Annotated in this window: 6 protein-coding genes; 3 read left to right on the forward strand and 3 right to left on the reverse strand. The window is 38.3% G+C overall.

Annotated features, from left to right (window positions below; genetic code table 11):
- Positions 1-142: 142 nt before the first annotated feature.
- The 3 genes from METTI_RS12575 (at position 143) to METTI_RS12585 (ending at position 5,017) form a co-directional block, all read left to right on the forward strand.
- On the forward strand, positions 143-2,905 hold the full coding sequence (locus tag METTI_RS12575; protein WP_023846201.1) for a PAS domain-containing hybrid sensor histidine kinase/response regulator: 2,763 nt from the start codon (positions 143-145) through the stop codon (positions 2,903-2,905).
- Between the two features lie 113 nt (positions 2,906-3,018).
- Positions 3,019-4,044 (forward strand): DUF21 domain-containing protein, encoded by a 1,026-nt coding sequence (locus METTI_RS12580; protein ID WP_023846202.1) that lies wholly within the window; start codon positions 3,019-3,021, stop codon positions 4,042-4,044.
- A gap of 118 nt (positions 4,045-4,162) precedes the next feature.
- On the forward strand, positions 4,163-5,017 hold the full coding sequence (locus tag METTI_RS12585) for a mechanosensitive ion channel family protein (protein WP_023846203.1): 855 nt from the start codon (positions 4,163-4,165) through the stop codon (positions 5,015-5,017).
- Between the two features lie 78 nt (positions 5,018-5,095).
- Here the strand turns inward: METTI_RS12585 and METTI_RS12590 are convergent, their stop codons facing one another.
- The 3 genes from METTI_RS12590 to METTI_RS12600 all read right to left on the reverse strand — a co-directional run bounded on the left by METTI_RS12590 (position 5,096) and on the right by METTI_RS12600 (position 13,741).
- Positions 5,096-7,810: a cation-translocating P-type ATPase gene (locus METTI_RS12590; protein WP_023846204.1), complete on the reverse strand. Its 2,715-nt coding sequence runs from the start codon at positions 7,808-7,810 to the stop codon at positions 5,096-5,098.
- A gap of 78 nt (positions 7,811-7,888) precedes the next feature.
- Positions 7,889-8,521 carry a MarC family protein gene (locus METTI_RS12595; RefSeq protein ID WP_023846205.1) on the reverse strand — a complete coding sequence of 211 codons (633 nt, stop codon included), beginning with the start codon at positions 8,519-8,521 and terminating at the stop codon, positions 7,889-7,891.
- A gap of 558 nt (positions 8,522-9,079) precedes the next feature.
- Entirely contained in the window at positions 9,080-13,741 is a 4,662-nt protein-coding gene (locus METTI_RS12600; protein WP_023846206.1) for a PAS domain S-box protein, read from the reverse strand.
- Positions 13,742-13,897 lie beyond the last annotated feature (156 nt).

Here is a 13,897-nt window from a genome sequence, read left to right on the forward strand (position 1 = left end):
CTTTTATTTACTATTTTATTAATATATTATATGCTTGAATATAATCAGATTTCTATGTGAAATTATACCTGTACTTTTGTATTTATAGTAACTTCATGGTTTCTGATTAGTTTTACAGGTACGATGTATAGTAGGTATTGGTATGCACACTGAAGATGGGCAAAAAGAGTCCAAAACAGATTACAGGTCATTGTTTGAAAACGACTATATTATCATGTTTTTACTTGACCCGGAAACAGCAGATATTGTTGATGCTAATAGTGCTGCATGCAACTTTTACGGATACTCTCGTGACGAGTTTCTCAGTAAAAAGATACTTGATATCAGTGCATCGTCCCCTGAAGAATTGATTGATGACTTGAATAAAGCAAAACATGAAACTAAAAATCATTTTTTTTATGAACATAAACTTGCCAATGGTAATTTACATCATGTTGAAGTTCACTTATTCCCTGTTTTAGTAGATTCCAAATATTTGCTTTATTCTGTAGTCCGCAGTATAGTTGAGCGTAATAGAAACTGTAGCAACCTACTTCAAAGCCAGATGAAGTATCGCATGCTTGCAGATGCAACTTTTGAGGCTATACTTATTCATGATAACGGTGTCATACTGGAGTCTAATAAAGCAATAAAAAAGATTCTAGGTTATGATTCCAGAACTATTATTGGAAAAAACCTCTTAAAAATGGTAATTCACCCGGATTGTGTTGAAAAGGTGATGAGTAACATTTCATCCGGCTATTCAAAACCTTATGAAGTTTATTGCATTAAAAAGGATGAAACCATAGTTCCTGTAGAAATTCTGGCTCACAATATTGCATATAATGGTAAAAATGTTCGGGTAGCTGCCATTCGGGATATCAGTGACCGCAAGCTTGCAGAAAAAAAGATAAAAGAATATTATGAAAAACTGGAACTAAAAAATCAGGAACTAGATGAAGCTCTAATCAAGGCTGAAGTGGCAACCAGGACAAAAAGTGAGTTTCTGGCAAATATGTCACATGAGATACGCACACCGATGAATGGTGTAATCGGAATGACAACCCTGCTTATTGAAACGGAGCTCAGTGAAGAACAGCAGCAATATGTAAATACCATTCAAACAAGCGGTGAAGCCCTGCTTGAACTTATAAACGATATACTTGACATTTCAAAGATAGAAGCTGGAAAACTGGAGTTTGAGCATCTGGCTATAAATCTGAATGACATCTTTGAGGAACTCGGTTTGCTTCTGGGTGTGAAAGCTAATGATAACGGTATTGAACTGATATGTTCACCTGAACCCGATGTGCCAACTAATATAGTTGCAGATCCTTCCCGGTTAAAACAGATACTGATAAATCTTGCAGGGAATGCTATTAAGTTCACCCACAATGGCGAAGTTGTGGTAACCGCTTCCATAATTTCAGAATCTGATTCAGATGTAACTCTGCGTTTTTCGGTAAAAGATACTGGCATTGGTATCCCAGAAGATAAACTCAATCTTCTCTTCGATAAGTTCAGTCAGGTGGACACTTCCACCACACGTAACTATGGAGGTACAGGCCTTGGACTTGCAATATCCAGGGAACTTGTTGAGCAAATGGATGGTACAATTGGTGTTAACAGTGAAGCAGGAAAAGGTTCTGAATTCTGGTTCCAGATTCGGTTTGATAAACATTCCGAAATTAAGAGTGTGAGGAAACACTGTTCAAGGATCGAAGATGTTCGTGTGCTTATAGTTGATGACAATAAATCAAGTCGCAGCTTACTTACAAAAACACTTAGTTCGTGGGGCCTGGATGTGGAAGAGGCTGAAGACGGACCTGCAGCAGTTATTGCTCTTTCTGAGGCGCACGAATCACAGAAACCTTTTACAGTCGCTTTAATTGATATGGATATGCCAAAAATGGATGGTGAATATCTTGCACGCATTATCAAATCAGATTCAAGAAACAGTGAAATATCCCTTGTAGTCTTAAGCTCTGCAATTCCACATTCTGATTCATGGTCTGTACTCAATTCTTATTTTGAAACATATATTACAAAGCCGGTAAGAACTTCCGATCTTTGCTCCAAACTGTATTCAGTAGTTCATGAAGGTGCTCAGCTACCTGAACAACAGTCACAGGATGATGATTCTGATATTAATAAATTCAAAAATACCGGTGCAAAGATCCTGCTTGTAGAGGACAATGTGGTAAATCAGCAGGTAGCACTTGGAATGATTAAAAAACTGGGTTTAAATGCTGACATTGTTAATAATGGCCTGGAAGCAATAGAGGCTTTCAAATCACCAGAATATGATCTTGTGTTTATGGATGTTCAAATGCCGAAAATGAACGGTATGGAAGCAACTAAGAAGATTCGAATAATAGAAGCTTCCACTTCTAGTCATATCCCGATAATAGCCATGACTGCCCATGCAATGAAAGATGACCGGAAGCACTGCCTAGAAGCAGGTATGGATGATTATATATCTAAACCGATAAAGATCCAGTCACTTATTCATACACTTGATTACTGGCTGATAAAAAAGCAGGATATGGCCGAAAAAGATACTTCATCATCTGTTAAAGAAAAAGAAACAGATCTTATTTTCGATAGCAAACTGCTTATGGATAACACAATGAATGACCTGGAACTTTCCAGGCGTGTGATTTCTATTTTCTTAAATAATGCCCCGCGCCAGCTGGAAAATCTTAAAAATTCAATTCAGAACCAATCAGAGGATATCGTTGAAAAGGCTCACACTTTCAAGGGAGCTACTGCAAGTGTCGGGGGTATGTCACTGAGTAAATATGTTGCAGAAATAGAAGCTGAAGCCAGATCAGGTAATTCTGTAAATATTGGATCTCTGAGAAAAAAAGTTCCTGAACTTGAAAGGCGATACGAAACTCTGGTGGAAGAATTGAAAAAACTGTGAGTTAAATCAGTTAACTGAAACTTCCTTTTAATTAAAATTATCAGAAAAGCTTTTTATTAACCTTGAAACCATTATTTAACAATACTTTTGAAACTGCATTAGCGGAATAAAACATGAATGAACTAATTGTATGGTTTTTGATATTTTTATGTCTGATTCAGTCCGGTGTTTTTTCCGGTCTGACCATTGGAATGTTTGGGCTCAGTCGTCTTCGTCTTGAAATAGAAGCAGAGGCTAAAAATGAGAACGCCAGAAAAGTCCTTGCCCTGAGGCACAATTCCCACCTGTTACTTTCAACGCTTTTGTGGGGTAACGTGGGAATAAACGTACTCCTGGCACTGCTCACAAATTCAGTACTAACAGGAGCTTCAGCTTTTGCTTTCTCTACTGTCTTTATTACACTGTTTGGTGAAATAGCTCCGCAAGCATATTTTACAAGAAACTCTCTGCGTCTGGGTGCTAAACTTTCACCCCTTGTGAAATTTTATACACTATTATTGTATCCAGTTGCAAAACCATCTGCAATGCTACTTGATATGTGGCTTGGAAAAGAGAAACTGGAATACTTCAAGGAACGCTCCCTTGGAATAATGCTTAAAAAACACATCGTCTCTGAAAGCAGTGATATCGATCACCTTGAAGGTCTTGGAGCTCTGAATTTCCTGTCAATTGATGACCTTTACATAAAACAGGAAGGTTCTGTTGTAGATCCTTTGAGTATCATATCCATGCCTACTTTTAACGGCCTTGTGGTTTTTCCTGCAAGGGAAAGCCAGGAATTTGAGACTCTTCTTGGACAGATGGCTTCCAGTTCTAAAAAGTGGACTATAATTCTGGATGAGACAGGTGAACCTGTAATGGCAGTGGATTCGGGATCATTTCTCAGGGATGCTATTTACAAAAAGGATAATTTCAATCCCTACAAATACTGTCATCATCCAATAGTTGTCCGCAACCCGGAAGAAAAACTGGGAAGCGTGCTCCATCGACTTACAGTTTATCCTGTAAATGCAGAGGATGACGTTATTGATGACGATCTTATACTTTACTGGAACAGGGATGACCCTGAAAAGATGATAATAACCGGTTCTGATATACTGGGAAGACTTCTCAGGGGTATTGTGGTAAGGGTCGAGTGAACTGCTGTAATGTAAGAATGTATATAGGCAGAAGATATAATATTATTTCAGGAAGGATAGTATCAAATACATGAATAACTGACATTCATATGGATTTGTTTTGCAAAAGGGTGGTTAAGTGGCAGTGATACAGGATATTTTAGATAATGTTGGTCTCTGGGTAGATGCCGGAATAAATGTCCTGATAGTGCTCTTCATCCTTTTGCTTATCAATGTATTTTTCACAATTCTCAGAACCAATCTGATGAAAAAAGCAAAGACCAAAAAACAACGTTCCAATATCAGGATATTTGGTCAGCTTTCAAGATATACCCTGTCACTTCTTGTTATCATATTGGCCATTCTTTCATCTTCAGGTGCCTGGTCCAGTTTTGGTGTGTTCCTTGGGTTGCTTTCAGCAGCCATCGGTTTTGCACTCCAGCAGCCGATTACAGGTATTGCTGCCTGGATAATGGTGGTTACAAAAAGACCTTTTGATATTGGTGACAGGATTATTATAGGCGACGTAAAAGGAGATGTCGTTGACTTCAACCTGACACATGTGCATGTAATGGAGATCGGGGGTCTGATAACCGATGAAGAAAATTCCGGCAGGACTATTATGGTTCCTAACTGGATGTTATTTGAGAAAAACATCATCAACTATACTTCAAATAACGATTTTGTGTTGCACAGTGTTATCGTGAATGTTACCTATGAAAGCAACCTTGACCGTGCAATAGAGATAGCAGATCTTTCTGCAAGAAAATTCCTTGCAGGAACTATCAGTACCAGTCCGGGAGCCCCGAAAGTCAGGGTTGATTTCCAGGCAAGTGGTATTGATGTCCAGGTAAAGTATTTTTCACCTGCAAGGCAATTGCACGAATATTCCTCAAAGATTACAAAAGAGATCTTTGACAGGATAAATGACGCTGAAGATGTTGAAATAGCCTATCCTCATACAGAGGTTGTCTTCAGGAAAAAGGCAATGTAGGTATAACCATAAGTTTGCCCATTATTTTACTTTAAGTTCAAACTGCAAATTTGGATTTACATACAATTATCCTGCAAATTACCATCTGAAGAACCGGTTCACAAATGCCGAATCTTTTCTGATGCCATATTTCCTTAGCTCATCCACTGTAAGCAAGAGTATTGCAAATGGCACTGCAATAAGCACATATTTCATTGAGATTGCAGCGGTGTTGAATACCAGGTTTACAAGTGGGTTGAATATGATGAATGCTAGTATGGCAAGTTCACTTGCAATTCCCACAAGCACCATTTTGTTGCTGAAGAATCCTTTTGTTAGTACGGACTGTCTTCTTGTCCGTGATGTGAACACGTTTGCTATCTGGCAGATGATAACTGCTGCAAAGAAAGCAGTGATTGCCTGCATGTAAAGAGTGTCTGTAAACGGCAGGCTTTGTCCCCATGTCCATCCACCGTCAAAGAGTACGGCAAAGTAACATGCAAATCCTGCTGCGGCTTCTATGGGACCCTTGATGCCGTAGGAAGTTAGCAATACCTGTGGCGTCAAGAGCTTTTCATCACTTGAACGTGGCGGACGTTTCATTATGTCTCCTTCTCCCTTCTCAACGGCAAGCGACAGGGCAGGAAGAATATCCGTACCCAGGTCTATGGCAAGAATCAGCTGTACATTCATTGGCAGCGGGAGTGCCAGCAAAACAAATGCGATAAACGGTAAAATTTCAGGAACATTACTTGTAAGGATGTAAGCAATGAACTTCTTGATGTTATCAAAGACAGTCCTGCCTTCTTCAATTGCATTGACTATGGTTGCAAAGTTGTCATCCAGCAAAACCATGTCTGCTGCTTCTCTTGCAACATCAGTTCCGCTTCCCATGGCAACTCCCATATCAGCATTTTTCATGGCAGGTGCATCATTTACACCGTCTCCGGTCATTGTGACTATCTCTCCGGCTTCCTGGAAAGCCTGCACTATTTTGAGTTTCTGCACAGGGGAAGTTCGGGCAAATACAATGCTTGGTGCTTTTAATCTATGTGATAGTTCATCTGTTGAAAGCTCTTCCAGTTCCGCACCTGTTATAAGAACGGGATCTTCATGGTCACTGGTAAGTCCAACAGTTGCAGCAATGGAGCGGGCAGTTACAGGATGGTCTCCTGTTATCATAACTACTTTGATGCCTGCAAGATGACATTTCTTTATAGCTTCCGTGGCTTCAGGTCTTGGAGGATCAACAGCACCTGCAAATCCGAGGAAGACAAATCCGTCTTCGTATTCTTTAACACTGTCAGCTTTCCTGTATGCAAATGAAAGAACTCTTTCTCCCCTCTTTGCCATCTCAAGATGTTCAGCCGCAAGTTCCTTTTTCTCATTCTCGTCAAATGTTTCTTCTTTTCCATTAACAAGAACATGACTGCACATATCGAGAATTACTTCGGGAGCACCTTTCATGTAGGCTTCCATAGTTCCTTCAGGTGTCTTGCAGACAACCTGCATCCTCTGCTTTTTGGAATCGAATGGATATTCAGCTGCTCTTGGGTAATCATCTTTTAATTTATCAATATTAGTGAATTCACTTGAATAGACCAGCAGTGAACCTTCGGTAGGGTCTCCTTTGTATCCCGGTTTTTCATCAGTAAGTCTTGAATTATTACATATGGTAGCAACCCTTAGAAGCATTTCAGGCGGCTTCTCTTTGTTCTGCACATCAAGCATTCCTGAGCCTGTGTAAACAGAATGGATTGCCATTTTGTTCTGGGTAAGCGTACCTGTCTTATCAGTACATATTACCGTAGTGGAGCCCAGAGTTTCAACGGATTCAAGTTGTTTGATAAGGGCATTTCTCTTTGCCATTCTTTTTGAAGCAAGACTCAGCGCTAATGTGACCGTTGGAAGCAGTCCTTCAGGTACGTTTGCAACAATGATGCCTATGGCAAAGATGAGGTTTGCAAGGAAAGTATCCTGTATCAGGAATCCAACAATAAAGAAGGATATTCCAAGGAAAATAGCAATTGCTGAAATAATCTTGATAAAATCATTAAGCTCTTTGCGTATGGGTGTGTCAACGGAAGCAGTTTGTTCGGTCAAAGCTGCAAGTTTACCTATCTGGGTATCAGAGCCTGTACCGAATATGATAGCTTTTCCATTTCCTGTCTGAACAAGGGTTCCTGAGAAAACCATGTTTCTGCATTCAAGTATATTCGGATGGGTGCAGTCCAGTGATCGGAGTTGTGGTTCAGCTTCTCCTGTTATTGGTGAGTTGTCAACTTTCAGGGAATTCTCTTCTATAAGCCTTCCGTCAGCCGGTACTTTATCTCCTTCTTCAAGGAATATTATGTCACCAACAACAAGGTCTGTGGCAACTATTTCAGTAATTTCTCCATCCCTTAACACCTTTGTTTTCGGAGGTATCAGGTTCTTGAAGCTAGCCATTATCCTTTCGGCCTGATATTCCTGGACAAATGTGAAGGTACCGTTCAGGATTACTACTCCAAGCAGTGCTATGGCAATGAAAATATTGCCCTGTCCCGGGTCAAGCCATTCGGCTATGAATGATAAAATTGAACCAAATAATAGTAGAAGTGAAAAGAAATTCTTGTATTGTTTGAAGTACCTGACTAAGATACTTTGTTTTCCCGTTTCTTCAAAAACGTTCTTTCCGCAAAGCTCGATTCTGTGGTTTGCTTCTTCTGTAGACAAACCTCCAGTTGTCGTATTAAGTCTCTTCAGAATTTCTTCTAAGGACACTCTGTGCTCATCGCCACTGGATTTACACTGGATTTTATTATCGCTAGTCAATCCTATCCCACACTCTTTTATTATTATGGGATTATGCAATAAAATGATTGTGATTGTTAATCTGGTATTGCAGATGGATTACTGGAATGACATGTAAATATTCCAGATGCCTATAGCTACAAAATTCACAGCCATAGCTGCCAGCAAAAGTCCCATCAGCCTTGTAAAAACAAGCATTCCGGTATAACCAAGGAGTTTGTATATTCTTCTTGAGAAATGGAAGAATATCCATGTGATTGCAAAAGTAAGTATGATAGAGATCATAACGATTGCATTCTGGAATATTGAAAGTGCACTTCCCATGAGGACGATTATTGTCGTTATTGTTCCCGGCCCGGTTAAAAGCGGAAGTGCTATAGGGAATATCCAGACATCACTGCGGTCCATTGATTTGTCTATTTCTTTTTCCGTAATACTTTCACGGGAAACTTTTGCCAGTATCATATCAAATGCTACGACAAAAAGGAGTATTCCACCGGCAACTCTAAGTGAGTCAATGCTGACTCCAAAGAAGTTGAGTATCATTTTTCCTGTTACTGCAAAAAACAGAGCAATTGTACAGGCAAGGATAACTGATTTTGTGGCAAGTATGTTTTTTTCTTCCAGTGTTATATCACTGGTCAATGAAACAAATGTGATGACACCGCCTACAGGACTGACTATTGCAAATAAAGTACTGAATGAATAAATGAGGAATGCAATGTTGTCCATTTCTGTTAGTTCTCCTGTACGTCTAAACTCCTTTTCCCAGATTTATAAGATTTATGGTGTCATAGATTACATAGTTTATATTTTCATAAAGTGCGTAACTCTATTGTTAACCTACAATTTTCTCTGTTTTTTGGATAAACGAAGTTTCATTTATATGCTGGTTTACAATATATGTATCTATTTTGTTACACAATTGTAAAATATGCATGGGGTATTTATATTTTCTCGATACATATATATACTAGTTTCCAGAAAAATATAATTTGTCAGAGAATACCTACTCTGGCGTATTTACGGATGTGGGTCATTTGAAATCCATCTAACTACCTCCTTCAAACTTACCACATCCACTTCCATAGTTGCCCTGGCTTGCCAGGGTCACTTCCTTTTATGGCTCCTATCTTAGTGAATATATTTTTAGTGAATATGGACGTTTACAATAAGTGGTTTACATTTGTGGTTTGCAGTTTGTAAAATGGGACATAAATATGGAAAAAAGTCCATTATGAACTGAAAAAAGAGTATACAAAAAAATCATCCATATTTTTGAGTAATGATTTATTCATCAGTTTTGATTGGGAGCCTAAATGAGAATGTACTACCTTTTCCTGCTTCACTCTCAACCCAGATCCTTCCACCATGCAGTTCAATGAGTTCTTTTACAAGTGCAAGTCCAAGGCCTGTGCCTTCAAACCTTCTGGAAATAGAAGTATCAATCTGGCTAAACGGCTTGAAAAGTTTGTTCTGATCTTCCGGTGAAATACCTATGCCTGTATCAGTAATGGACATAATAACATTTTCATCATCGTTACTGAGATTTATATATACATTTCCACCATTATCTGTGAACTTGATAGCGTTTCCAAGGATATTATACATTATCTGTTTTATTTTGGATTTATCAGCAGAAATGAGCGGCATATCGTCCGGCATATCAATATCAACAGCTATGTTCTTGCGGGATGCAAGGCTTTCAGTCATCGTTACAATTTCACTGACAGACTTTCTGATGTCTACTATTTCCGGGTATAGTTCCATTTTTCCTGCTTCTATCTTGGATATGTCAAGAATATCATTTATCAGGTTAAGCAGATGCCGTCCACTCTGGGAAATATGCTGTAAATAATGTTCCTGTTTATCTTCAAGGTTTCCTGCCAGTCCATCCAGAATAATGTCTGAAAATCCAATTATGGAATTGAGAGGTGTACGAAGTTCATGACTCATAGTGGCCAGGAAGTCACTCTTTGAACGACTTGCAGTTTCAGCCTCTATTTTTGCCTGCATCATCTCTTCTTCCGCTTTAATCCTTTCTGTGATATCCCTGCCAACCGCTTGAATGATCTTTCCTTGCGCTTCTATCAGTGAACCATTGACATCAAGGTGGATTATACTTCCATCTGATCTAAACATTCGTGTTTCATTACGCCAGCTTTTATTTTCTTTTATTTTTCCTATTGCTAAGGTAGTTTTTTCGATATCTTCCGGAAAAATAAGGTCTATAATATTGATTTTTATCAATTCTTCTTTTGAGTATCCAAACATTTCACAGGTTTTATCATTTACATCAATAACTTTTCCACTCATATCATGAATAAGAACTGCATCATTAGATTTTTCAAAAAGCGCCCTGTATTTCATCTCGCTTCGAATAATTTCTTCTTCTGCCTTTTTACGTTCACTAATATCTCTGATGATACCCTGTGCAAGATCTCCTTCACCTTCTATTATCTTTGCATTGACTTCTGCATCAAATATTTCTCCATTAGCTTTTTGATATTGGGTATATATGGAGACAACTCCGTTTTTTCTGAATTTATCCATGCCTGCCGACCCAAATTTTCTGTGAACAGGTGCCAAAAGTTCAACTACATTTTTAGTTTTAAATTGATCTCTGGTATAGCCGAATATCTCACAGGCCTTCTCGTTAACATCAACTATTGTACCATCAACACGGTTAAGGAAAATTGCATCATTAGACTGCTCAAAAAGTGCCCTGTATTTTTCCTCATTGCGTTTTAATTTTTCAACTGCTTTTTTCCGTGTTGTGATATCCCTGATAACTAACTGTGATACGTCTTCCTGTCCCTCCAGTACTTTAGCACTGACCTCCACGTCCAGCACATTTTTTTTGAAGGTAACTGCTTTAAAGGTAAATTTGTTAAGTTCACCCTTGCGGAACAATTTGAGATATTCAAGGGCTTTATCTTTCATTTCAGGCGGAACCAGATCAATAACGTTTATACCATAAAGATCTTCTTCAGTACACTCAAAAACCTCAAGAGCTTTACTATTAAGTTCCTGAATAATACCGCCATATCTCAATAGTAATATTGCATCATTTGATTGCTCGAAAAGTGCCCTGTATTTTTCTTCATTTCGTTTTATTTCCTCTTTACTTTTCTTGCGTTCTGTGATGTTCTCTGCAAAGAGTACTATACCACCAATTTGTCCCTCTGCAGTTTTCCAGGGTCTTGCTTCCCAGTGTATCCAGTGTCCGCCACTGTTTGGTGGTTTAAAAAAGTCTTCCTCACGGACAATGATTTCTCCTTGTAGGGCACGTTGGTGTAATTCTTTGATTTCATCCTCCATTTCAGGAATCACATCATAATGACACTTGCCAATTATGTCTTTTTCAAGCCCCAGGTCACTAAGCCAGCGATTGCTTACAGAAATATATCTCATATTTTTGTCAAACATTGCCAGTGAAGCGGGCGCATGTTCAATGAAAAGTCTCATAAGTTCTTCATTTTCAATCAGTTTGTTTTCAGCTTCTTTAAGCTCGGTAATGTCCTGGAGTGTACCATATAATTTAACAACTTTATTTTCCTCAATTACAGGTTTTCCGATGCTCCTGATCCACTTTTGTTTCCCACTTTCAGAGATAAATTCAAGTTCGATGTCATATGGCTCATATTTATTAATTGCATCTTCCATGGCGCTTTTGAGTTTTTCCCTGTATTTGGGAGGATAACGATTCATAGCTTTTTCCAGGGAATCCACCTGATCAGTTTCATGTATTGTAAATAGTTCACTTGTCCACGTGGCTTTATTGGATCTCAGATCTAATTCCCATCCTCCAATTTTCCCCATTCTACTGACTTCACTCAGAAGATTACTACTTGCTATCAATTTGTTTTCAGTATTCTTACGAACGGTTATGTCCTGGTATGATCCGGTTATCTTTACAACTTTTCCGTCTCTTAATGTTGGTACACAGCTTGTCCTGACCCACTTATGGGTTCCATTTGGGGTAATTAATTCCAGTTCCAGATCGTATGGTTTAGCTTCATTTATGGCATCATTAAACGCCTTTTCAATTACTTTTCTTGAATCAGGAGTGTAATATCTAAGTGATTCTTGAACACTGACATGCGATCTGGGTTCAATTTCATGGATTTTGTATATTTCAGATGTCCAGTTACCAATATTTGTTTTAACATCATATTCCCATCCACCGATTTTTCCGATTCTGCTAACTTCACTTAAAAGTGCTTCACTTTCTTTGAGTTTAAGTTCAGCTTCTTTTCTATCAGTAATATCCTGAAGAGTACCCTGTAGCTTCACAGTTCTGCCATCTTCTATCACAGGGTATCCAATTGTCCTGACCCACTTGCGGGTTCCATTTGGAGTAAATAATTCAACTTCATGATCATAAGATTCATGTTTTTCAATAGCTTCATTGATTGCCTTTTTCAATATTTTTCTGGATTCCGGTGCAAATCTTTTCAATCCATTTTCAATGCCACCAACATTATCATCTTCATATATTTCCAAAATCTCATCAGTTAAGGTAGCTTTTCCTGATTTGATGTCAATTATCCACCCACCAATTTTTCCAAGACGGCTTACTTCACTTAAAAGTTCTTGATTTTTACGTAATTTCTCTTCTGCTAGTTTACGCTCTGAAATATTAGAAGTAGTTCCTGAAAGCAGATAATTTCCATTTTCAAGGGGTTGTGCAGATCCAAGCGAATTCATCCATATGATGCTTCCATCATTGGACACCATTCTGTAATCTATAGAAATCGGGATATCTGGATTCATGAAGGCTTTTTTTATACCTTCCTGTACTCTGGGTAAATCATCTTTGTGAATATGTTCAAAATAACTATTCCAATCATTTCCAATGCTTCCGCTTTCAAATCCGGCCAGAGTTGCAAGAGATTGGGATATATATGAATTGATTGAATTTCCTTCTGAATCAAACGTGGCTTTCCATATGACTGTATCCAGGGAATAGATTATATCCTCGTAGTCTTTTTCTTTTTCATGCAGAAGTTCTTCAGTTTTCTTCCTTTCCAGGATGTTAATTAACATATCCCCTGCAATTTTGAGAAGATAAAGTTCCTTTTCTTTCCAGACATGTGCTTTACTTTTCGAATCCATTCCCAAAAAACCTTTAAAAATGCCATATCGGGAAAGGGGGATCAATGCAAGAGCCTTTATTCCAAGACCCCGGAATGTATGTTGTAAAAGGTCCTGTTCTTTTGGAATATCATCAATATCTGAGACACTAATTATCTCTAAGTTGCGCAGTTTATCGGGTACTAACTTTTTCGCATCTATTTTATCATGGAGTGGTATTTTAGATATTATTCCGTCAATATACCATTCGTGTGTTTTTACAATCTGGTCTGCCTCATCAAGAGCGATGAACAAAACAACACGTTCCGCACCTATGAATATTCCAATGTCTTTAAGCGTCCTGTTGATATTTTTGTCAATATCCTCAAAATTGCTGGTTACCAACCGATTCGATATCTTTGAGATAAGTTCATCCTTACGTCTGTCATACTCTATCTCGGATGACGTATCTTTTTCAGTTGTAAGGTCTTCAATTATTGCATGGCATCCATTAACATTTCCATTAGCATCTTTTCGTGGAAATGCCCTGAAACTTAAGAACAGTTCTTTATTCCACTTTGACCTGTAAGTTGTCTCTATAAAAGTGTTCCTGCCTGTTCTGATTGCTTCTTCTACAATTGCAGATATTCCTGATTCCGCAAGAGGCGGGAAGTTTAGAATATTAATTTTCATTGTAGCTTTAGCTGAAGGCGATCCAAGTATTTCTAAAAGAAAATCATTTACAGAAGTAATATTACCTTTCGTATCACACGAAAGTATTCCAAGGGGCAATTCATCAACAAGGTTCTTGAAGTCTTCATTACTACAATTGGGGATTGAGGAATTATTAGTGCCCTTATCATTGCTGTCTGTCATTTTTCATAAAACGGTGTCTTTAAGTCAGTCTTTTTTGAGAGCTTTCACTTTCTATTTGTATAAGTCAGTATTTATATTTTGTTGAACAATATTCGATTTTGCACAGGACTGTCTTAATATTAATCGTGTGACAATCAAGTTCTTATGCATGGAATC

It is taken from the genome of Methanolobus tindarius DSM 2278 (assembly GCF_000504205.1).
GTDB lineage: Archaea > Halobacteriota > Methanosarcinia > Methanosarcinales > Methanosarcinaceae > Methanolobus > Methanolobus tindarius.

Excerpts from the sequence above, each read along its gene's own strand:
- METTI_RS12575 (WP_023846201.1), top strand. The coding sequence starts at position 143 with ATGCACACTGAAGATGGGCAAAAAGAGTCCAAAACAGATTACAGGTCA.
- METTI_RS12580 (WP_023846202.1), top strand. The coding sequence starts at position 3,019 with ATGAATGAACTAATTGTATGGTTTTTGATATTTTTATGTCTGATTCAG.
- METTI_RS12595 (WP_023846205.1), bottom strand. The coding sequence starts at position 8,521 with ATGGACAACATTGCATTCCTCATTTATTCATTCAGTACTTTATTTGCA.
- METTI_RS12600 (WP_023846206.1), bottom strand. The coding sequence starts at position 13,741 with ATGACAGACAGCAATGATAAGGGCACTAATAATTCCTCAATCCCCAAT.